The sequence below is a fragment of the Campylobacter canadensis genome, assembly GCF_013177655.1.
GTDB classification, from domain to species: domain Bacteria; phylum Campylobacterota; class Campylobacteria; order Campylobacterales; family Campylobacteraceae; genus Campylobacter_E; species Campylobacter_E canadensis.
This window is the reverse complement of sequence record NZ_CP035946.1, coordinates 1,356,991-1,378,182: the sequence shown is the minus strand read 5'-3', so window position 1 is coordinate 1,378,182 and position 21,192 is coordinate 1,356,991. Positions and strand designations below refer to the sequence as shown.

The 21,192-nt window shown below is 27.6% G+C and carries 19 protein-coding genes and 1 pseudogene; 8 read left to right on the top strand and 12 right to left on the bottom strand.

Annotated elements, in window-relative coordinates:
• Positions 1 to 4: 4 nt before the first annotated feature.
• From CCANL266_RS06555 to CCANL266_RS06530, 6 genes are read right to left on the bottom strand one after another with little or no spacing between them, the layout of a single operon-like run.
• Positions 5 to 1,234, bottom strand: coding sequence for an FAD-binding protein (locus tag CCANL266_RS06555; RefSeq protein ID WP_172233096.1), 1,230 nt, complete (start codon positions 1,232 to 1,234; stop codon positions 5 to 7).
• Positions 1,227 to 2,852, bottom strand: coding sequence for a sensor histidine kinase (locus CCANL266_RS06550; RefSeq protein WP_172233093.1), 1,626 nt, complete (start codon positions 2,850 to 2,852; stop codon positions 1,227 to 1,229). Before CCANL266_RS06550 ends, CCANL266_RS06555 begins: the two co-directional genes overlap by 8 nt.
• Complete coding sequence (locus CCANL266_RS06545) at positions 2,815 to 3,474, bottom strand: response regulator transcription factor (RefSeq protein WP_172233090.1); 660 nt, start codon at positions 3,472 to 3,474, stop codon at positions 2,815 to 2,817. The genes CCANL266_RS06550 and CCANL266_RS06545 overlap by 38 nt, the downstream gene beginning before the upstream one ends.
• Positions 3,471 to 3,986 carry a cytochrome c3 family protein gene (locus CCANL266_RS06540; RefSeq protein WP_172233087.1) on the bottom strand — a complete coding sequence of 172 codons (516 nt, stop codon included), beginning with the start codon at positions 3,984 to 3,986 and terminating at the stop codon, positions 3,471 to 3,473. Before CCANL266_RS06540 ends, CCANL266_RS06545 begins: the two co-directional genes overlap by 4 nt.
• Positions 3,983 to 4,327 (bottom strand): cytochrome c3 family protein, encoded by a 345-nt coding sequence (locus CCANL266_RS06535; protein ID WP_172233084.1) that lies wholly within the window; start codon positions 4,325 to 4,327, stop codon positions 3,983 to 3,985. The genes CCANL266_RS06540 and CCANL266_RS06535 overlap by 4 nt, the downstream gene beginning before the upstream one ends.
• On the bottom strand, positions 4,328 to 5,815 hold the full coding sequence (locus tag CCANL266_RS06530) for an FAD-dependent oxidoreductase (protein WP_172233081.1): 1,488 nt from the start codon (positions 5,813 to 5,815) through the stop codon (positions 4,328 to 4,330). It abuts the gene before it with no gap.
• 293 nt (positions 5,816 to 6,108) lie between these two features.
• Here CCANL266_RS06530 and CCANL266_RS06525 point away from each other — a divergent pair, with 293 nt between their 5' ends.
• The 3 genes from CCANL266_RS06525 to CCANL266_RS06515 all read left to right on the top strand — a co-directional run bounded on the left by CCANL266_RS06525 (position 6,109) and on the right by CCANL266_RS06515 (position 7,298).
• Positions 6,109 to 6,276 carry a GNAT family protein gene (locus CCANL266_RS06525; protein ID WP_172233078.1) on the top strand — a complete coding sequence of 56 codons (168 nt, stop codon included), beginning with the start codon at positions 6,109 to 6,111 and terminating at the stop codon, positions 6,274 to 6,276.
• A gap of 119 nt (positions 6,277 to 6,395) precedes the next feature.
• Positions 6,396 to 6,731 (top strand): hypothetical protein, encoded by a 336-nt coding sequence (locus CCANL266_RS06520; protein WP_172233075.1) that lies wholly within the window; start codon positions 6,396 to 6,398, stop codon positions 6,729 to 6,731.
• A 15-nt stretch (positions 6,732 to 6,746) separates the two neighbouring features.
• Positions 6,747 to 7,298 (top strand): hypothetical protein, encoded by a 552-nt coding sequence (locus CCANL266_RS06515; RefSeq protein WP_172233072.1) that lies wholly within the window; start codon positions 6,747 to 6,749, stop codon positions 7,296 to 7,298.
• A gap of 536 nt (positions 7,299 to 7,834) precedes the next feature.
• Here the strand turns inward: CCANL266_RS06515 and CCANL266_RS09685 are convergent.
• The 5 genes and pseudogenes from CCANL266_RS09685 to CCANL266_RS06490 all read right to left on the bottom strand — a co-directional run bounded on the left by CCANL266_RS09685 (position 7,835) and on the right by CCANL266_RS06490 (position 17,012).
• Entirely contained in the window at positions 7,835 to 7,957 is a 123-nt protein-coding gene (locus CCANL266_RS09685; RefSeq protein WP_263450621.1) for a hypothetical protein, read from the bottom strand.
• 212 nt (positions 7,958 to 8,169) lie between these two features.
• Positions 8,170 to 11,088 (bottom strand): type I restriction endonuclease subunit R, encoded by a 2,919-nt coding sequence (locus tag CCANL266_RS06505; RefSeq protein ID WP_172233066.1) that lies wholly within the window; start codon positions 11,086 to 11,088, stop codon positions 8,170 to 8,172.
• Positions 11,081 to 13,810 carry a KAP family P-loop NTPase fold protein gene (locus CCANL266_RS06500; protein WP_172233063.1) on the bottom strand — a complete coding sequence of 910 codons (2,730 nt, stop codon included), beginning with the start codon at positions 13,808 to 13,810 and terminating at the stop codon, positions 11,081 to 11,083. The genes CCANL266_RS06505 and CCANL266_RS06500 overlap by 8 nt, the downstream gene beginning before the upstream one ends.
• Positions 13,807 to 15,114, bottom strand: coding sequence for a restriction endonuclease subunit S (locus CCANL266_RS06495; RefSeq protein WP_172233060.1), 1,308 nt, complete (start codon positions 15,112 to 15,114; stop codon positions 13,807 to 13,809). Before CCANL266_RS06495 ends, CCANL266_RS06500 begins: the two co-directional genes overlap by 4 nt.
• Positions 15,111 to 17,012 (bottom strand): annotated as a pseudogene (locus CCANL266_RS06490) (type I restriction-modification system subunit M). Before CCANL266_RS06490 ends, CCANL266_RS06495 begins: the two are co-directional and overlap by 4 nt.
• Before the next feature lie 230 nt (positions 17,013 to 17,242).
• On the opposite strand from CCANL266_RS06490, the gene CCANL266_RS06485 reads away from it, so the two are divergent.
• From CCANL266_RS06485 to CCANL266_RS06465, 5 genes are all read left to right on the top strand, one after another.
• Positions 17,243 to 18,082, top strand: a complete 840-nt coding sequence (locus CCANL266_RS06485; RefSeq protein ID WP_172233057.1) for a class I SAM-dependent methyltransferase — start codon at positions 17,243 to 17,245, stop codon at positions 18,080 to 18,082.
• 65 nt (positions 18,083 to 18,147) lie between these two features.
• Positions 18,148 to 19,128 carry an NADP-dependent oxidoreductase gene (locus CCANL266_RS06480; protein WP_172233054.1) on the top strand — a complete coding sequence of 327 codons (981 nt, stop codon included), beginning with the start codon at positions 18,148 to 18,150 and terminating at the stop codon, positions 19,126 to 19,128.
• Between the two features lie 443 nt (positions 19,129 to 19,571).
• Positions 19,572 to 19,796 (top strand): lysophospholipid acyltransferase family protein, encoded by a 225-nt coding sequence (locus CCANL266_RS06475; protein WP_172233051.1) that lies wholly within the window; start codon positions 19,572 to 19,574, stop codon positions 19,794 to 19,796.
• Positions 19,789 to 19,947: a hypothetical protein gene (locus tag CCANL266_RS06470; protein ID WP_172233048.1), complete on the top strand. Its 159-nt coding sequence runs from the start codon at positions 19,789 to 19,791 to the stop codon at positions 19,945 to 19,947. Before CCANL266_RS06475 ends, CCANL266_RS06470 begins: the two co-directional genes overlap by 8 nt.
• A gap of 54 nt (positions 19,948 to 20,001) precedes the next feature.
• Positions 20,002 to 20,202, top strand: a complete 201-nt coding sequence (locus CCANL266_RS06465; protein ID WP_172233045.1) for a cold-shock protein — start codon at positions 20,002 to 20,004, stop codon at positions 20,200 to 20,202.
• A gap of 72 nt (positions 20,203 to 20,274) precedes the next feature.
• Here the strand turns inward: CCANL266_RS06465 and CCANL266_RS06460 are convergent, their stop codons facing one another.
• On the bottom strand, positions 20,275 to 21,069 hold the full coding sequence (locus CCANL266_RS06460; RefSeq protein ID WP_172233042.1) for a hypothetical protein: 795 nt from the start codon (positions 21,067 to 21,069) through the stop codon (positions 20,275 to 20,277).
• Positions 21,070 to 21,192 lie beyond the last annotated feature (123 nt).

The window sequence follows — 21,192 nt, the reverse complement described above, 5'->3', positions numbered from 1 at the left end:
TGTTTTATTTTAGCATATATCTAGCTGCATTCATAGCAAAAACAACACAAGCAGTACTTGCAGCCCCACTAAGCCTTGCTTCGCCAAACATCGCACTAGCTTCTCCTATTACAAAGATATTATCTATTGCTTTATTTGTATTAATATCAATAATTTGTGCATTTGTATTAGACTTAACCCCGCCTAAAGTATAGTTTAAATAAACATCAACATCGCATAAATAAAACAAGCTTTCTTTTATCTTTTTTATAGCGATATTATTTAAGTTTTTACCAAAGTTATCAATTTTATTTGTAATACCTAAATTATAATCATTTACCGTATCAATAAGCCTTTTATCAATGTCTTTTAAAGAATAATATTTCTTAAAATTGCTTATGTTATTTATATAATTTATTCCGTGATTATCTAAAAGCAATTTTACTTTTTTGCCCTGCTTAAACTCGTTTAAAATAGCTATTGCTAATTCTTGCCTTTGTTTATCTTCGCTAACAAATCTTACAAAATCAGAATTAATTAAAATTCCATATTTAAAAATCTCCATAGGCAAAATAAAAGCAAATCTCATCAAGCTAAGCTGGGTTGGGATTGCATTATTTTTAAGCATAATTTTGAGTGAATTTGCATTATTTTTGCTTAGAGTTTTAGCGTAAAATGCTAATGGGTAATGAATTTTTATAAAATCTTTATCATTTGCAAAGCCACCCGTGCAAAAGGCTATATTTTTAAGCTTTATTTTTAAGATTTTATCTTTATATAAAATACTTGCTGTGTTATCTTTAAAATCAAGTAATTTTGCCTTTGTTAAAATATTTACATTTTTGCTAATTAATCTATTTATGAGTGGATTTATTACGCTTTGCTTGGCATCTTTTAAAGGGCTTAATTCTCTTGGAATTTGATGATTAAAACTACTTTTAATCCCTAATTCAAATTCCACACCAAAACTTTGCAAAAGTTCTATTGCATGTGATGAATTATCGCTTAAAACCTTAAGCATAGAAAAGTCCGAATAATTAGGTGAATAAGATATTAAATCCTCATAAAATTTATCATCTTTTATATTTGCGAATGCCTGAAAGCTGGTATTTGATGCGGCAAAATTCATATAGCTAGCTACTCCGCCTAATTGCTCGTCTTGTTCAATTAATAAAATGTTTTTATCTGCTAATAAATTTGCTAAAACTAGACCACTAAGCCCACCGCCAACAATTAAGCAAAACAATTCATTCATTATCTATCCTAATTATAAAATGCGCTCCGATTTTTCTATTTTTTACAAAAATTGTAGCGTTTAAGTCCTTTTTTAAAATATTTTTTATCATAAAAAGACCAAGTCCTGAGCTGTCTTTTGTACTAAAATAAGGTTTAAAAATTTCTTCTTTTAATTCATCTTTAATTCCTTCGCCATTATCTTTAATGCTAATGTAAAAACTGTTTTTATAAGAATATAAATTAATGATTATAAAAGGATTTTTGCTAGTCTTTAAAGCGTCTTTTGCATTAGTAAGTAAGTTGATTAGTATATGTGTAAGGCTATTTTTATAAGTATTGATTTGGATATTTTTATTAAGTCTTAAAATAACACAAACTGCATTTTTATTAAGGCTGGCATTACTAATTGTTAAAGAATTATTTATTGCTTCATAAATAAAAAATTTACTTTTTTCTTCTTTTGTTTTAAAAAAGTTATAAAAATCATCAATTGTTTTTGACATATAGCTTAAAATAGGATTTATTTCTTTTAATTTATTTTTAAATTTATCATCAATTTTATTTTTTTCAATACTTATTTCAAGATAGCTTGAAATTGCACCCAAAGTTGCTAAGGGCTGCTTGTATTCGTGAGCTATACAAGCTAACATTTGCCCTAACGCAGCTAGTTTTGATTGATGGTTTAGCATTTGTTCTTTTTGTCTATTTTCTTCTAACTTATCTTTTATGGTATTTACGGCTAAATCAATTTCATTTTGTAAATTAGCGTTTAATTTTTTTAATTTTTCTTCTGTTTTTAAGAGTTTATTTATTAAAAACCCCAAGACAAAATACACACAAATAAACGCAAAAAATACTAATATCATACTTATTATAAAAGCTTTTTTAGATGTTTTTAAATGGTGTAAATAATCTTTTGTAATATCCTTTAAAATTAAAATAGAAAAGTTATTATCAAGATAAATTTCGTTATTTATATAATATTTATTATCAAAATTAATCACTCCATCTTTTTTCATAAGCAGTTTTAGTTTATTGTGCCAATCTGATTCATTGTAAAAATACTGATTTTTATATCTTAAAGCAGCTAAGAATTCATCTTGAAGTTTTATATTATCTAATAATTTTTTAGCACTGATTGTGTAATTTATTGCGTATTTTGAATTAATTTTAAAGCTAATTAAATAATAAGGTTCATTTTGAAAATTAAGTAAAATATTTAAATTCTTATCGTAATTACATTCTAAAATAATTTTGTCCTTTGTAAGGCATATTTTTTCATCTAATAAATAAAGTTTTATATCTTTTAAATACGCTTCATTTGAACTTAAGTTTAAAAATAATTGCTTTAATTTAAATAGCTTTTCGTAATTTTTTAAACCATCTAAATTAGAACTAAATTCATAACTAATACTAAAAGCATTATTTTTCAAATTATTTAAAAAATCATTATAAAAATACTCAAATCTATCATTAAAATTATTTTTACTTTGAAATAAATAGTTTTTTTGTTGGCTTATATATAAAAAATTAAGCACAATACAAACAAAAACAATAAGTGCTAAAACAAATATAAAGGCTTTTTTGCGAATGCTTATATTAAGTAGTTTTGATGTAGTATCCACGAGCATTTGCATTATGGATTATTCCTTTATAATTTATCTTTTTTCTAAGGTTTTTAACAAGTGATTTAATAGCATCAGAGCTTACATTATAATCATTATAAACATATTCACAAATTGTATAAAAATCAACTATATTAGGACTACTTTTTAATAGTATTTCAAGCAATAAAAACTCTTTTTTGCTAAGTTTTTTAAGTTCATTATTTACTAATAATTCATTTGTAAGCATATTTAAATATACATTGTTGCTTACTTTAATTAAGTTATTGCTTTGCTTAATTGCTTTATCTAAAGCAAGTTCAAGTTTTAATCTATCAAAGGGCTTTATTAAATACTTACAAATATTTAATTCAACAGCATTTAATAAAGTTGGCGAATCGCTTAAGGCTGTAATCATAATAGCAGGAGTTTTATTATCATTTTGTCTAATTTGCTCTAATAATTTTAAACCATCAAGTCTTGGCATAGAAATATCAAGTAATAATATATCAATTTTTTCTTCTTTAATAATTTCTAAAGCACTTAAGCCATCTTTTGCATAAAATACTTTAAAATCAAGTAGTTCTAGCAAATCAATAACTTGATTTGCTAGTTTTAAATCATCTTCAGCATACAAAATAGTATAATTTTTCATAATTTATTTAATTCACCCCTTAAACCATCATGACCTACATGAGTATGGCAACTTACACATTTTAATTCATTTGCGTAATCTAAATATCTTTTATGCATAATATTTTGCATTTCGTTTTTAGAATTTACTTTGGTTATGTCTTGATGGCAACTCATACAGCCACTATCATAAACATAATCTTTTTTGTGTTCTAATTTATCTTGCCAATTAATATCTTTATCTTTACCTAAAGCAGTGATACTGAATTCTTTAATGCCATTATAAGCCTTAGTGCCTAAATAATTAAACATATTATCATGTGGCAAATGGCAATCTACGCAATTTGCTTTAATACCTAAATTATTATTACCACCATGAACATCTTTAATATAAGATTTTTTCATAGGCTGCATTACATGGCAACTCGCACAAAATTTATCACCACCTGTCATCTTAATAGCCTTATGTGAAAAAAACACAAAAATTAAAGTTAAAACTACAATAGATGAAATAAAAATAATAGTTTTTTTCATTTTATCTCCTTCATCCAAGTTTTAGTATTGTGGCAAGTATTGCACATATTAAACGAAGGTTTATGCTCGTTATGACAGGTATAACAATTTAAATTAGCATTATCATGAATGCTATTATGTGGGTTTTTGCCCTTTAAAAAATCAAGTCTTTTTGCTAATTTTTCTTTACTCCCATGACAGCTTAAACAAGCGTTAGAATCAAGTGCTTTATAATCTTTTTCATTTGCTTGTTTATGACAATCGCTGCATTTTAGCTTTACATCTACATGGTGTGGCTTGATTAAAAATTCGTTAGCTAGTGCAAAAATACTAAACATTAAAATCATTAATAATTTTCGCATTTATATTCCTTTTAAAATATCTTTCGCACAAGCAATACCTGAAGTCATACAATCAGGAATAGAGCAGCTTGTAAGTCTTGCTTGTCCATGAACGCCACCTGTTGCTTCGCCTATTGCATAAAGTCCTTTTATAGGTTCATAATTGCTAATGTGTAAAACTCTCATATTTGTATCAGCCCAAACACCACCTGGTGTATAGCTAAGCCCAGGTGCAGCTGTCATTGCATAAAAAGGTGCTTTACTCATACTAGAGTTTTTAATCTTGCTTAAATCTTTTTTGAACTCATCTTTATTTTTTTTAATGCCATCTTCATAAATTTGCATACTCTTTAATAATTCATCTTTATTTAGTTTAAAATGATTTGCAAGTTCGTCTAAAGTATCAAATTTCTTCATCTTTCCTGCTATTATAAAGCTTTGCATTCTATTTGGGTCATGCGAATTAGCAAAACCTGTGCTATCTAAAATAATGGTTGGATAACTTGTGGTGTTTAGATTTTGCATATGTGCTAGGATTTTATTTGATAAGCCTTGTCTATCGCCATCTTCGTTTAAAAATCTTTTAGCATTCTTATCAAGCATAATTCCATAAATTAAATCCTCCGTTGGAATTCCAAAAGAAAATCTACTAAGTGCTAGTTGGGTTGCAATTGCTCCGATTTTTAGCATTTGCTTTAATGCACCTGCAGTTTGACCTAAGCTTGATGGGCTTTTTGCTAGTCTTAATCTAGGATTTACTATGCTTCTAAACTCAACATCACGGCTAAATCCACCAGTTGCAAAAACTACAGCAAGTCTTGCTTTATAATTTTTCTTAACCCCACTTAAATTTTGCCTATCATCATTTGCTAGATTTCTATCAAATCTATAATTTTCTCTTACGCTTATGCCTATTACTTTAGCGTTTTCATCTTGAATGATTTCATCGCTTTTAGTTTCGTTTTTAAATCTTCCTTTGTTTGCTAAGAAAAACTCGTGTAATGCCTTTATGCAAGCACCGCCACCTCCGATAGTCTCAACACTTCTAGCAACACTATGTCCGCCTAAAAACTTAAGCTTATTGGCATATTTAACCCCACAGCTTTTTGCAAATTCATAAGCTTCGTTTGAATTTCTTATAATTCTTAAAGAATGTTCTAAATGATTGTATCCAGCTCCAGCTTTGTTTAAATCGTTTAAAAATAATTCTTCGCTATCTTTTATACCTGCTTTAATTTGTAAATCCGAATTAAGTACAGCAAAATCTTGCTGAGAAAGAACTGAATTACCTCCAATTCTATCCATTTTCTCAATCATTAAAACATCTAGCTTGTTTTTTACCAAATATGCAGCACATATATGAGCACTTACGCCACTTCCAACGATGATTACATCTGCTATCTCATCAAATTTAATATCTTTTTTAAGGTTTTCGTTGGCGTTTAAAATACTAGGGAGTGCAATAGTTGTTCCTGTAAGTGTTTTAAGAAAATTTCTTCTATTTATCATTTTATCCTCCTTTTAATGCTTAAATTTTATAAAAAAGCAGTGGCAAAAAAGTGGCAAAATTATTTAAGAAAAATTAATTTTACAATATCCATATATAAATTTGAGCATATATGCTAATTTTGATGAAAAATGCTGCTTAAAAAAAGCTTTTGGTGATGAATTAATCAAAAATGGTAGTCTTGATATGTTAAAATATTTTAAAATTAAACACTAATTTAAATGTTAAAAAGTTTAAGTAAAAAGCAAAGCTAGTATTATAAGATGTGTTGTAATTTTAAAGCTAATGTATAAAAATGATAATTATTAAACCCGCAACAATTTTGTTAAATGAATTATGTGTAAATGAGCAAAAGCCTTTAGCAAGAATTTTTTATGAGCGTATGGGTTTTGTAATTTATAAAAGAAGTGATTTAGATGAACAAGGAAATCCTTATCCTTTGTTGTATATGAAAATGGCTTAAGGTTTTAGTTTTAAAAACAATAAATGCCTATAAAGTATAATTATAAGTATTTTATGGATATTAAAGTGTTGAAATGTTTTGTTAAATTTTCTAAAAACAGCACTAGTAATCTATTGAATATGAAAGGTCAAGTAATGAGATTTAGAAGTTTTGCAGGATTTTTGGTAAAAAAGTTATTTTTTATTTTAGTATTTTTTGGCGTAGCAAATGCAGGATTGATTAATGCTTTTACAGAAGAAGAAAAAGAAGAATGGTTTAAACAAATAAAGCATAAAAGCTTAGAGCATATCCACAATGTAGAATTTACAGCACTTAGTTTTGCTTATTTTTTTAGCGATGATTTAACAAAATGGTATGTGGATAATCTTTATCAGCCAAAAGCTTTTAAGCTAAGCGATTTTAAACCTTTTGATAAAAATATCATCTTTAGTGAACAAAATGAGCTTATCACTTAAGATAAAAAGCCTTGCATGAAGATTGAAGTAAAAAACGATGAGCTAATCCTTACAAAATTAGATGGTATGAGCGAGATTTGTAAAGACGCTTTTAGTTATTATAAGCTTAAAAATACGGTTTGTGGGAGATTTGTAGTAGAGCATAATGCGTATTACCAAAAAGATAAAAATGCTATTTTAACGGGTGATTTTAGTAAATCAGCAGAAGATTATGAAGATTATAGCGTATGTCCTAAGTATGATTTGGGTAAAAATGATAAGGTGGTTTTTAGCCTTTCTAAAATGCTGTATCCATATATGGGTGTTAGTATGTATGCTAAACTAGAAGAGCTAAAAGAAGAGCATAAAAACAAAGATTTAAAGTCATTTTTTGATAATAATTTGCCACATTTAGCAAAATCTTGCGTGAAATTAGAAAATAATAAAATCATTTTAAATAAATTACCGCAAAAAGATAGCAAAGATGAAATCATTTGCTACGCATTTTTGGCTGCTTTTAGGGAAGCTTTTGGTGATGAATTAATCAAAAACGGTAGTTTTGATATGTCAAAATACTTTAAAAAGTAGGTATTTGTTAATTACTAAAATTTAGTAGATAGTGATTAATTTTCGCTTCTTTGGAGTATGGAATTTATTTTTGCATTAAGCTTTTTTAGGCTTTTTCTTAGGATTTGGAAGTTCTTCATACATTGCTAATACAATTGTTTTTAAAAGCTCACAATCTTTCTTATCAAACAAAATCATTTTAGTTTTTGCCCCATCGTAGGGTAAAACTAGCGTTGGCTATTTTATGTAGTTTAGTACTGATTTTGTGGGTTTTAAAAGTAATTGATTATCAAAAATACCACCTATGATTTTATCTTTAAAATACAAAGAATATTGCTAAACATATATTTATAAGTTATATTCGGCTCATTAAAAAGCTCTAAAACATACTTTAAATACTTTTTACTACTAGCCATAAAATCTCCTATTTATCAAGCTTTTGTGCGATTACACATACATAAGCATCAAAATCTTGCACCACAAATTCTTTCGTACCGTAAAAGTCTGCTAATATCTTTTATGATTTTTGCGTTTATTTCTTTCATAGCTTTATAATCTTATTCATCAGTTTGCATAAAAAGGCTCAAGGTTGCTTTTAATTCGCCATTAGCAAGGAATGCAAACTCTTCTTTAGCACTATTTATATTTTGTAGCATTATTTCAGCACCACAGCTTTTCATAAAAGTCCACACTAAGCTGTTTTCATTTTTATCTTTTGCTCTACGCAAAACCCAAGCTTTTCATAAAATAAAATTGACTTATTTACGCTTGTTACAAATAAATTCGGACTTAATTTTCTCTCTTTACTCCTTATAATTTTGCGTATTATAGGATTGTTTTAATAAAATCACGGATTTAAATTCTATCAGGGATTAAAATTAATCCGTGTATTTTAAAGAGATTTTCTATATTCTTCCACTATATATTCATAGATTTTTTCTGACATAATAATTTGAAAATCTTTATCATTACAATATGATGTATAAAAAGCAAAATTAGTATCACATTTATTTAGTATTGCTTTTGGCAGTATCTCATTAAAGGCGATTTTTGTATTTTGTCTATCGTAATTTTGCAAAGATTTTAAAAAGCTTTTATCTTCTAACACATCATCTTTTAAGCTTGTTAGATATCTTTTGATTTTATCATTACTATCAAATTCAAAATTGCCATATTTTTCATTAAAACTTCTAACAATATTTGCAAGTTCATCTAGCACAATTTCACTTTTTTGTTTGCTTCCATCTGCATTACTTGGATAAAAACCACCATCACTACTTAATTTTATATCCATTTTAGCTTTTAATTGCACTCTATAACTATCAAAATCTACATTTGCTAGCAAATCCTTTTCTAGCTGTATTTTACTAAGATTTATTTTGCTAATTAATTTTGGTAAAAATATATAAATTTTTTCAAGTTCTATATCCGCATAAGGTAAAATTTGAGATAAAAATTCATAAGATTTTATATAATTTTTGCATTTTTGATAAAACTCAAATTTTGTATCCTCATTGCTTTCATTTATCCTATAAGTAATCATATCAAGATAAGAATGTATATAATTTTCACTTTTTTCTTCTAACACATACCTTACAAACTCATCAACCTCATCATCACTAAAAAACATAAAACTCTTAATGCTATCTTTTAAATCAAAGATTTTATTAGGGTCGCTTTCGTTTTCAAGATAACTATTTTCATAAAACTTAGAAAAAGCCTCTGCGATATCTTCATGAGTATTAGCAAAATCCACCACACAAGTGCTGTATTTGTTTTTGCAAACTCTATTTAGTCTTGAGAGTGTCTGTACAGCACTTATACCATCTAGCGGTTTATCTACATACATAGTATGTAAAAGTGGTTCATCAAATCCTGTTTGGTATTTTTCTGCTACGATTAAAAACCTATAAATGTCTTTTTTAAACTCTTTTTTTAGCTCAGCTTCGCTTATGTTATTTACGCTTGATTCTGTGTATTTAACACCATCAACCTCTAATTCCCCGCTAAAAGCTACTAAAGCTTTATATGTAGGATGATAAGATTTTAGGATTTTACTTATCGCAAAATAATAATTTAAAGCACTTTGTCTAGAATTTGTAACCACCATAGCTTTTGCTTTACCATCAATTTTCATAGCTATTTGGGTATAAAAATGCTCGCAGATTATGTCTGCTTTTTTCTCTATTGTGATTTTGCTACTTTCTACAAATTTTTTAAGCTTTGCTTTGGCTTTTTTCTCATCATATTTTTTATCGCCTTTTGTTGCAACTAAAAGTTTATAAAAACTTTCATAAGTAACATAACCTTTTAAAACATCTAAAATATAGCCTTCTTCTATGGCTTGTTTCATAGAATACAAATGATATGGAAAAAATTTCTTCTCCTCTTCTACCATACAAGCAGAGCCAAATTTTTCTAATGTTTTTGGTTTTGGTGTAGCTGTGAATGCAAAATAAGTCGCATTTGATTGTAATTTTTTATTGTTTGCTATTTCTTCTAAAACCTCATCAAAATTATCTGCTTTTATAGATTTTTCTTTGATACTTTCGCTTAGCTTTGATGACATTTGTCCATCTTGCGATGAGTGAGCCTCATCAATTATCACTGCAAATGTTTTGCCATCAAGGCTTGTTATGCTATCTGCTATGTATGGGAATTTTTGAATTGTTGTGATGATAATTTTTTTGCCATTTATCAATGCTTCTTTTAGGTGTTTGCTACCATCTGTTATAGCTTCTATAACCCCGCCTTTATGCTCGAAGCTTTTAAGATTATCTCTTATTTGTCTATCCAATACTTTTCTATCAGTTATTACTATAACACTATCAAATATAGGTTTATCATCTTTATGAAGTTCTACTAAATTCAATGCTAGCCATGATATAGAATTACTTTTGCCGCTACCAGCACTATGTTGGATAAGGTATCTTTGTCCCACTCCTTTATCATAACAATCTTTTAAAAGCTTATCTACTACATCAAATTGATGATATCTAGGAAAAATCACCACATTTTTATCATCTTTTTTGATTATTTGAATGTATTTTAAAATAATATCAAGTAATACTTCTTTACTTAAAATTCTCTCCCATAAATAAGCAGTCTTTATACCATCGCTTGGTGGATTTCCTGCTCCAGTTTGCACTCCAATACCTGCTAAACCATCATTTAAGCCCTTGTTGAATGGTAAAAACTTAGTATTTTCACGCTCTAATTTTGTGCTCATATACGCACTTTCACTATCTAGTGCAAAATGCACTATGCTACGCTTAAATATCGTTTCGTTTGGATTTCTTTTAGTATATTGAAATCTTGCATTTTGTGTGTTTTGGTTTGTAAATGGGTTTTTAAGCTCTATTGTGGCAACACTTAGACCATTTATAAAAATCACAATGTCTATTGACTCGCTAGTTTGGTTACTAAAATATAATTGACGAATTACACAAAATTTATTACAAGAATAATTATAATCAGCTGTTTGATTTAATGAATTGTTTGGCTTAGGATAAAGCAAACTAAATTTTATACCATTTTCGCTAAAGCCATTTTTTAATACCTCTAGAGTGCCTTTTTTATCACATTCGCTTGAAAGTCTTTTGAGTAATTTTTCTTTTACATTATTCTCGCCCACTCTTAATGCTAAATCATTTAGGCTTTTTAGCTGAGTTGATTTCAAAAACTCAAACAATATTTGCGTATCTACACCATAATTTTTATCATAATCATCGCTTTGTCTTTTTATGTATCCATTGCTTAATAAATGGTTTTCTATAAAGGTTTCCAAATCCTTTTCGGTATATTTACGCATTTTGTTCTCCTTTCAAAAATATTTCTTTAAATTCTGGTGTTAGTTTTGAAAAATGTCTCTCATAATTTGAAAGCCTATTTATTATTTCAATTTTCATCTCATCATTATCTGATAATTTGATTAAAAATCTTTGTAATTTTTTGCCTATATCTCCATTTAAACCTGCAAACATGTTGCTTGTAATATTAGTTAAGTTAGATAAAATTTTATTATCTAACTTAGCTCCAAATCTTTTAAAATAACCATAAACGCATAATAAGATATCATCAACTCCTTGTATATAAAAATACTTTCCAATACTATCAATAAAAAATGATAAAATCATTTCATCAAAATCACTATAATTGTTTATACAATAATGAATTAATAAAATTTGTTCTTCTAAGTTTTTAGTATTTGAGTGCAATTGTTCTTGATTTATCTTAAGTCTAAAAAACTGCTCTATAAAATGACAAAATACATCATTAAGTGTATTTTTAGCAAATTTATCAAATATAAATTTAATCTCAAGCTCTATATCCACATCTAAACTATATAATAATTTAAGATATTTATCATTATTGAAACTAGCCATATCAACCAAATCAACATTATTTAATATGGCTTTAAAATATTCTAGCTTGTTGATATTTGCTAAATTATCACTAGGAATACTTAAAACCAAATCACAAGCTTTTCCGATACTAATAACTTCCAAGCGATACATTCTAAATATTAACTCTATCAAAACCCCACAATCAACTTTATGCCTAGGTATAAAATCAATTATATCTTCATTAAAAATATCTACAAACACTTCATTATTTAAATTTAAATAAGGTTTATAATCATTAAAATATGAATGTGTATAGAAATATTCTTGGTAAATTTCCAAATCTTCTTGGCTATATATTTGATGATTTAAATAATGCTCAAAACCTACCTTATATATATTTTTCATTTCCCCATATTTAGCTAGCATACTCGTTGCTTCACCGTGAGCATATTCTTTTTTAGCAACATCAATTGCAGAGTAATTATGTATCAACTCTTTGGTGTAAAAAAAATCTAAATCTATATAATCATTATCAATACTAGATTTTATAAATTGTATTGCATTTTTAATATCTTCTTCATCTTCTAGATATTCCAACAATTCTTTTAAAGCATATTCACTTTTGTTGTAAATATCATCAAAATTATTTTTACTAAGCATTTTATAAGCATTAGCTTTTATAAGTTGTTTAAAAAAGCTTAAAGCCTTAGTTTCATATACCCCTCTTTCACACCATTTATTAAAACTAAAAACCAAATGCTTTGATGCTTCTGCATATTCTTCTTGTTTAATTTTGCCAAATTCATTCTTTTCTAATTTTTCACGAATTTCATATGGGAGCTTATCTTCGGTGTTTAGATTGCAAACCACTTTATCAACCACATTCAAATCAGCCTTACTCCATATAACTTTGGTATGTTCCAAAAACTTTTTGATATAAATATTTTCAACACTTTCAATTTCTTCTTTGGGTTCGGTGCTTTCAACTTTTACTTCTTTAGCTTCATTCTTGACTAATTTATTATTTTTATCTCCTATCGTATGTATATTTGATATATTTTCTAATATTTTTTGATAAAGGTTATATTGTTCTTCTTTAAGAATAAGCAAAAATGCTATTAATGTTTCATTAGTTTTGATAAGCTCTTTATCCACACCCCTTTTATATAATAACTCTTTTTCTATCTCAAAATTATTTATAAACTTTATAATCCTTCTTGGATTACTTGCGTATTCTTCTGAAATAACACCCATTGTATTTGGGTTATATTCTATTTTGTGATTTTTAAGTAATTTATCTAAAACTTCATACATATCAAATTCTTGAGTTTTTTTAAGTGATAATACACAATCAAAAATCTTCCTTAGATACTCACTGCTTTCACTATCTTCATAACCGTTGATTTTTTCTAAATGTTTTTTAAGCATTTTATCATCTAAAGGCACTATGAAAACTACTTTATCTTTATTTAAAAAGCCTTTTATATCACTTAGCATTTCGCAAACCGTATCAGCATTACATCTATCAAGATTATCTATAACTATCACAAGTTTATTAATTTCAGCTTCATAACCATCTTTTTTAAAATAATCAACAGCTCTTGCAAAAATGCTTTTTACACCCAAAGATTTTTCAAGCATTTCATCAAATAAATTTTCAAATTGTTCTGGAGCAAATATAAACGGCTTTTGTGTAGTTATCTTTGTTTTTTCAATCACATTTATAGGATTAGGAATGCCACCACCAATAGCTTTTACAAGCTCAACAAAAGCATTTGCAACCTCCAACGAACGCTTTATTTTCTCATCACTTTGATTTGCATAAAACATATCAAAATAATCTTGCTCTTGAAATTTCAATTCTTTTGCCATTTCTAGCAAAAAGGTTCTTCTAAAAGAATCTTTTGAATATTTCCAAGCGTCATAGACAACAAATCTTATTTTTTCGTTTGTATCTTTGTAATGCTGTTTGCTTTTATTGTAATCAAGCTTATTTATAACATCTCTTATGATAGATGATTTACCACTGCCCCATTCTCCAAAAAGTCCTATCGTGCAAGACGTATGAGTGGTTTTTATGATTTCTTGTAAAGTCTTTGAATACTTTTTAGTTTCTAAAAAATCATTTTCATCGTTTAAATTATCTAGTTCTATATCTTGTATAAGCTTGAGTTTATTATCACTCATTTTAACTCCTTTAGCATGCCTTTGGTGGTGGTGTCTATTAGGCTTGTTTTGTATTCTTGAATAAGGCTTATTTGTTTTGTTATATTGTTTATCGCTTTGTCTATCTTCTCGCACTTATCATCTAAATATTTTGCGATTTTCTTTTGCTCTTCTAGTGGTGGTATCCACACTTCTGTTTCTCTTAAAATAGCTTGTGTAATACTAAAAACTTTTACACCTGATACCAAACTTTGAATTTTATTTCTATAAGTTTTACTATCAAATTCATATGCTAAAAATTTTGGATAAAAAATATTTTTATCCACTCTTACGATAATTGTATGATAACCCGCAAACGCTTCATCTTCTCCATCATAAAGCGTAAAATTTCCAGACCCTTCAATATCTTCAGAAGTATCAGCAAAAATAAAATCACCTTTATACAACATTGAATTTATATTAGTATTTAAGTATTCATTTTCTACACATTTTAATTTATGATTTTTTGGATTAACTATAAATGGATATTTTGAATGTATTTCTCCATAACTAATACAATAAACACCATCATCTTTTAAATTTTCTTTAGTTATATTCAAACCCCTGTTAAACTTAGCTATATTCTTAAGCCTTACAACTTCCCAATGGGTGGGGATTTTGCCTAAGTGGGGGATATGGCTGTCTTTTAGTTCGGTGGATTTATCTAAGCCTTTTGTGGTAGCTTGGTTTATCAAAACTTGTTTTTGTTCTTTTAAAAGTTCTATAAATTTCGCTTGTTTAGTTACAAAATCATCTATTTTTTTGCACTTCTCATCTAAAAAATCAGCGATTTTCTTTTGCTCTTCTAATGGTGGTAAAGGAATTGGATAATTTAATAATACTTCAGATGTTAAAGTCCATCTATGCTCATACGATACACCCTTACCTGCAGCCTGAAATGCTTTACTTATATACTGCATTTTAAAATAATAATCAAAATATTTAGGGTAACATTCTTTATGTTGTCTTAAATTTGCATACGCAGGACTTATCACTCCATCAACTTGCGAAACATTACAATTTGCTCCACTATATAAATCCATTACATTTAAAAGCAAATCTCCAACTTTTACCTTATTGTAGTTGTTGTAATTTTCAGCAAATTGTCCTTTTAAATTACTCATATCTCTAACTTTTACACCATCTCTTGTAAGACTTAAAACAGTAGGATTTTCTATGTAGCTAATATCTTTAAATAAATAAAATATATCCTTAACTCTTGCTACTTCCCAATGAGCGGGGATTTTACCTAGCCATTTTATGCCACTTTCTTTATATGCTATCATGATAAAATCTCGCCTAAAAGGTCTTTTAGTTCGTTTTCAAGTGAGCTTAATTCGTGTTTTATCTCATCTAATTCTCTTGGTTTTTCGTAGGTGTAAAAATACTTGTTAAATAGTATTTCATAGCCTATTTGCTTACTTTTTAAATCCACCCAAGAGTTTGGTATAAATGGTTTTATTTCTTTTTCATAGTATTCGTTTATATCACTAGTGAGTGGGATTTTTTCTGTGTTGGTGTTTTTGTCGCTATTTATTAGGAGTTTTAGCTCTGATTTACTTAGCTTTACGCCTAAAAACTTTGCAAATTCTAAAGAGTTTTTAAAATCTTTTGGACTTTGTTCAAGTTCTTTTAGTTTAGAGATAATTGTTTCTTTATCTTTTAGTTTGTTAAAGCTTTCGTTATTTTGTAGTTCATTTAGCGTTTTTACTTGTTCAACTACTACTTTTACATAGCCCAAATCATCGTTATTTAAGATGATACAATCATCATTGCTAGCATTGTCTAAAAACTGCTCGGTGATTTTTTCTATATGCTCGTTTGTCATTTCGTTTGATTTTGAGCCTAGGGATTTTTTCATTTTTTGATAATAATTTGTAGCGTTCATTAGCCACACTTTGCCTTTTTTATGCTCTGGTTTTTTGTTTGTAAGAATCCATATAAAAGTAGGTATGGCTGTGTTATAAAACATATTTGTAGGAAGTGCGATTATGGCTTCTAGTAAATCATTTTTTATAATATGGCTTCTTATGGCTACTTGACCGCCGTCTGAGTTGAATAATGGGCTACCATTATGAACGCTAGCAATTCGGCTGCCCAACTTTGTATCATGCCTCATTTTGCTAATCATATTTAGCAAAAACATCATCTGTCCATCGCTTTTACTAGTGATACCTATGCTAAATCTAGGGTCATCACATACGCTTTTGCTTTTGATTTTTTCTACATTTAGGTCTTTTTGGTCTTTGTCCCAATTTTTACCATAAGGTGGGTTAGTTAGCATGAAATCACATTTTACATTTACTTGGTCGTTGCTAAGAGTAGAGCCAAATTTGATGTTTTCCGGATTTTCGCCTTTTATTAGCATATCGGCTGTGCATATTGCGTAGGTTTCGGGGTTTAGCTCTTGTCCGTATAGGTAGAAGTTGGCTTCTGATTTGATTTTGCCATTTGGGTCGGTTACGAATTCTTTGGATTCTGTTAGCATTCCACCGCTTCCACAGGCATTATCATAGATGATGAAATCTCCTTCTTTTATCTCATCTTTGACAGGCAAAAAAACTAAGCAAGTCATAAGACGGATAATCTCTCTTGGGGTGAAGTGCTCTCCTGCTTCTTCGTTGTTTTCTTCGTTAAACTTACGGATAAGTTCTTCAAAAACATATCCCATTCCAAGGTTGCTAAGCCCTTCTAATAACTCTCCTTTGTCGTTGTAGGTAGGATGAATGCTAAAATTTATCTTTTTAGAGCAAAACTTTTCTACGATTTGATATAAAAGGTTTGCTTCATCTAGTGTTTCTAGCTCGTTTTTGAACTTAAACTTAGCGATGATATCTTTTACATTTGGGCTAAAGCCGTCTAGGTAGTTTTCAAAATTAATTCTTATATTGCTTGGGTCGTTTAGTAGGCTTTCTAGGGTGAAATTTGAGTGGTTGTAAAAGCTATATCCACTGCCAAATTTTTCGCTTGTTAATATAGAGTTTGGATTGTCTAGCTTGTCTTTGTAAGCGTTGTAAGTATCTAAAACCTTTTGTTTTGTAGGTGCTAAGACTAAATCAAGTCAGCGAATAACTGTCATCGGAAGTATCACATCTCTATATTTGCCTTTTACATAGTGGTCTCTTAAATCATCGGCTACTTTCCAAATAAAATTTATCATATCATTATGCGCTTCTAAATTCATGAAAATCCTTATACTTGAATGAGTTATTATGACAAAAGAATACTAAAAATACAATATTATTTGTTTATATTGTGATAAAGTATTTACTTTATTTTTCTTTTTTATATTTTGATAATAAAAATTACTTATTGATAATAAATTTTATATTCAAATATACAATATTTAAATAAAATATATTTGATAATTAATATCAAATATATTATAATTTTAGACTAAAAAAAGGAGGACTTATGCTAAAAATAAACGATGAAATTTCAAGCACACTTTTAATCCCGCTTTATTACAAAGCCAAAGAAAGCAAAAGAGCAAAAGAAGGAAAAAATGCTATTTTAAACGACCCAAAAGCAGAATTTTTAGTTTCAAACATTGAAGGAAAGTATGAAATTTATGAAAAAGATAGATTTTCTAATATTGGTTGCCTTTTTAGAGCTAAATATTTTGATGATAAAGTGCGTGAGCTTTGCTATCAATTTAGTGAGCTTGTAGTAATAAATGCTGCTTGTGGGCTTGATAGTAGATATGAAAGGTTAAAAGACGAATTAAAAGATAAAAATATTGTGTTTTATAATGCTGATTTACCTGAAGTTATAAAAATTCGTAAGCAATTTTTTAGCGATAATGATAAAAATTTTAGCTTAGTTGGAGATGTTTTTGATGATACTTGGATAAAAGATATAAAACAAAAGCACAAAAATGCTAATTTTATAGTAATTTTAGAAGGGCTTTTGATGTATTTTAAAAAAAGCGAGATTAAGCAAATTATAAAGAATTTTAGCTTGTTAAAAGATGTTTATATTTATGCTGATTTAGTAGGCACGAAAATAGCTAACAAGCAAGTAAAACATAAAACTATGTCCGAGCTTAAAATTGATTTTAAAAGTGGTATAAATGGGCTTGATGATTTTATATCTTTGCTTAGCGATATAGTAAAAGTAAAGCCTTTAAATGAGACTGTGTATATGAAAAAATACTCTTTTAGATATGGTCTAGCTGGGGTATTTTTTGGATTATTGCCGCAAAGTTTTTTAAGAAATTTTTCTTCGCTTGTGGGGGTAAAAATTGATAATTAAAATTATTAATTAAATATTAACTGCAAAAAGTTTTAATTATTTTAATAAATAAAACAAGGAAAAGTATGAAGGCAGCGGTTTTAAATAATTTTAAAAGCGATTTAGAAATAAAAGAAATTGATATTCCAAAGATAACAGATGATGAAGTTTTAGTAAAAATAAGTTATGCAGCTGTTAATCCGCTAGATAATCTTATAAAAGATGGCACAATAAATCTAATAAGCCCTTATAAATTGCCACAAATTTTAGGAAATGAAATGGTGGGATTTATAACTAGCATAGGCAAAAATGTAAAAGATTTTAAAGTAGGAGATAGGGTTTTTGCAAGGCTTAGTATTGATAAAATCGGTGCCTTTGCTGAATTTATATCAATTAATCATACACATATAGCAAAAGTTCCTACTTACTTAAGTGATGCTGAAGCAGCTTGTATACCATTAGCAGCGCTTACTTTTTTACAAGCTATTAAATTAATAAATGCTAAAAGTGGTAATTCTATTTTTATTTCTGGGGCTAGTGGGAGTTTTGGTATGATTGCCTTAGCACTTGCGAAGCAAATGGGTTTTAAAATATACGCTAATGGAAATGAGAATTTTAAACAAATGGCTTTAGAATTAGGAGTTTGTGAGTATTTTACAAAAAATGATGATTATACAAAAATTAAAGTAGATTTTGTAATAGATAGCATTGGTGGCGATGAAACTTTTAAGCAGTTTAAAATACTAAATAAAGGCGGAAAATTAGTATCTTTAAAGGCTATGCCAGATATGAAATTTGCTAAAAGTTTTAATCTTTCAAAATTAAAGCAGATTTTGTTTTATTTTGCGGGCTTAAAGTTAAATAATGCAGCTAAAAAAGTAGGCTGCGAGTATTACTTTATGTTCGTTAATAAAAACGGCGAAGAGCTTAAGCAAATATCTTCTATGCTAGAAAAAATCAAATACCATCCATCAGTAGGCGAGATTTTTATCCTAGATGATATAAACAAGGCTTTAAAAAGCCTAAAAAATAATAACAAAAAAGGCAAAGTTTTAATTAAATTTTAAGAAAATTACATTGTAAAGTGTGTTAAAGATAAAATAACGGCTAATCAAAAAGCCTAGAAAACAATAGTTTATTTTAGGTATAATTAAAGCTAAAAGCATTAAATATGATATTTTGCGGGATTTATATGAAAATACTAAATAAATTATGGCTTTATTTATTTATATTTATTTTTGTTTTTAGCGTTAGTATTGTTATTTGTTTGTTTTATATTTTTCCTAATAAAATTCATAAAATTAGGATTTTGTGGGCTAGATTTATACTTTTTTACTCGGTGCAAAAGTAGAAATAAGGGGCGAAATCAATGAAAACGCCCAAATGTTTATAATGAATCATCAAAGCTTATTAGATATTATTTTACTTGAGGCGATAAGCAAAAAAGATATATCATGGATTGGTAAAAAAGAAATAGGAGATATGTTTTTGAAGTGATGAAAAAGCCAAAATGATTTTGATTGATAGAGATTTAGCAAGGGATTTTCTCGTAAGGGTTGTAAAAGAAGCAGAACAAAGGGTAAAAGAAAATAGAATTTTATCAATATTTCCTGATAAAACTAGAGGCGGGGACATTAAAATTATAAAGCCTTTTAAAAGAGGGGCTGAGATTTTAGCAAAAAAGCTAAATTTAAAAGTTCAACCCATTTTAATAGTAGGTGCTAAAAATGCATAGCACAACCTTGCATATAAAAAGAAATCAAAAAATAATCATTAAGTTTTTTGATATTGCTAATTTAGATGATGAAAATTGGCTTGAAAATACAAGAATTGCTATGCAAAAAGAACTTAATAAGATACTAAAACAAAATGAAGATTGTTTTTAGATAAATCAAATATAATGCTATGGCTTTATGAAGATATCAATAAAAGGACAATTTATGAAAGGAACTATTAAATTTTATAATTCAAACGATGGTTATGGTTTTATTTTTTCGGCAGATACAAATAAAGATTATTATTTTAATATAACAGAATGGAAGAGTGAAATATTGCCAAACGCAGGTCAGAAGGTAGAATTTAGTGAATTTAAAAACAAAAAAAGCTTAGGTGTAAACCTCACCTCCTTATCGAACTTTTAAGTGGAAACATTAGGGTAAAATTCTAATTATAGCTATGTGAATTAATTTTAACATAACTAAGTTATATAAATTTTATATTTTTTCCCAGTTTAAAAAATCTGCAATCTCATTGTATTCATTTTTGTGTTGTTTTTTATCAATTGAATTTTTTAAATCTATTTCATTAAAATCATCTATAACATCATTTGTGTTTAAGAATTTATCTAAATGATATTTTTTTAAAAAATTTGCAATATTTCTACTAAAACCAAGTTCTTGAAGTTCTATTAAGGTTTTATTACTACTACCATATTCAATAAATGATGCCCAATCTAAATTAATTTGGTAGCCTTTAAAAGTTAAAAATTCTTGGTAGTTTGATATGTAGTTTTTCAGATCAAATTTTATAGTTTTTTCTATACAATTGATGATATTTTCAATAAGAATATTTACATGTAATGGATTATTTTTATTAAAGTTTTCATCTTTATTATATTCTATTTTTATTGGTTTGTTGTTATATTCATAGTATGTAATGGAACTATTGATAATTTCATGTAATGATTGAGAATCTATCCATTTATACATCATTAATGCATAATAAGATAATTGGGGTTCGGTTATGTTTTTTAAATTATATTTTGTATGAATAATCTTTAGTAATTCCAAACATGCTTTATGACTAATTTCATTTGGCATAGGTGTTAAATTGTTATTAAATATTTTTATTTGTGTTTGTATATCTATATTTATGTTTTTTGCAACAATATCTTTTATGGTTGTATAATTATTTTTATACTCTTGCAACTTATCTTTATTATTTTGATTTGTATTTATAAAATTATTTTTTAAAAGAGAATCGATACTCATTGTTTCATGATAAAACATTACATTAGCATATGCATTTAAGCGTTTCAATTTATTTGGTTTTAAATTAATTTTTTCATTGTTTAAGATTTTGCCTAGATTATTATATAATTTCTTCTTGCTTGAAAAGAGTTCAAAATCTTG

Coding starts and splice junctions, on each gene's coding strand:
- CCANL266_RS06555 (WP_172233096.1), bottom strand. CDS start 1,234: ATGAATGAATTGTTTTGCTTAATTGTTGGCGGTGGGCTTAGTGGTCTA.
- CCANL266_RS06550 (WP_172233093.1), bottom strand. CDS start 2,852: ATGCAAATGCTCGTGGATACTACATCAAAACTACTTAATATAAGCATT.
- CCANL266_RS06545 (WP_172233090.1), bottom strand. CDS start 3,474: ATGAAAAATTATACTATTTTGTATGCTGAAGATGATTTAAAACTAGCA.
- CCANL266_RS06540 (WP_172233087.1), bottom strand. CDS start 3,986: ATGAAAAAAACTATTATTTTTATTTCATCTATTGTAGTTTTAACTTTA.
- CCANL266_RS06535 (WP_172233084.1), bottom strand. CDS start 4,327: ATGCGAAAATTATTAATGATTTTAATGTTTAGTATTTTTGCACTAGCT.
- CCANL266_RS06530 (WP_172233081.1), bottom strand. CDS start 5,815: ATGATAAATAGAAGAAATTTTCTTAAAACACTTACAGGAACAACTATT.
- CCANL266_RS06525 (WP_172233078.1), top strand. CDS start 6,109: ATGATAATTATTAAACCCGCAACAATTTTGTTAAATGAATTATGTGTA.
- CCANL266_RS06520 (WP_172233075.1), top strand. CDS start 6,396: ATGAAAGGTCAAGTAATGAGATTTAGAAGTTTTGCAGGATTTTTGGTA.
- CCANL266_RS06515 (WP_172233072.1), top strand. CDS start 6,747: ATGAAGATTGAAGTAAAAAACGATGAGCTAATCCTTACAAAATTAGAT.
- CCANL266_RS09685 (WP_263450621.1), bottom strand. CDS start 7,957: ATGAAAAGCTGTGGTGCTGAAATAATGCTACAAAATATAAATAGTGCT.
- CCANL266_RS06505 (WP_172233066.1), bottom strand. CDS start 11,088: ATGCGTAAATATACCGAAAAGGATTTGGAAACCTTTATAGAAAACCAT.
- CCANL266_RS06500 (WP_172233063.1), bottom strand. CDS start 13,810: ATGAGTGATAATAAACTCAAGCTTATACAAGATATAGAACTAGATAAT.
- CCANL266_RS06495 (WP_172233060.1), bottom strand. CDS start 15,114: ATGATAGCATATAAAGAAAGTGGCATAAAATGGCTAGGTAAAATCCCC.
- CCANL266_RS06485 (WP_172233057.1), top strand. CDS start 17,243: ATGCTAAAAATAAACGATGAAATTTCAAGCACACTTTTAATCCCGCTT.
- CCANL266_RS06480 (WP_172233054.1), top strand. CDS start 18,148: ATGAAGGCAGCGGTTTTAAATAATTTTAAAAGCGATTTAGAAATAAAA.
- CCANL266_RS06475 (WP_172233051.1), top strand. CDS start 19,572: ATGATTTTGATTGATAGAGATTTAGCAAGGGATTTTCTCGTAAGGGTT.
- CCANL266_RS06470 (WP_172233048.1), top strand. CDS start 19,789: ATGCATAGCACAACCTTGCATATAAAAAGAAATCAAAAAATAATCATT.
- CCANL266_RS06465 (WP_172233045.1), top strand. CDS start 20,002: ATGAAAGGAACTATTAAATTTTATAATTCAAACGATGGTTATGGTTTT.
- CCANL266_RS06460 (WP_172233042.1), bottom strand. CDS start 21,069: ATGTTTTATCATGAAACAATGAGTATCGATTCTCTTTTAAAAAATAAT.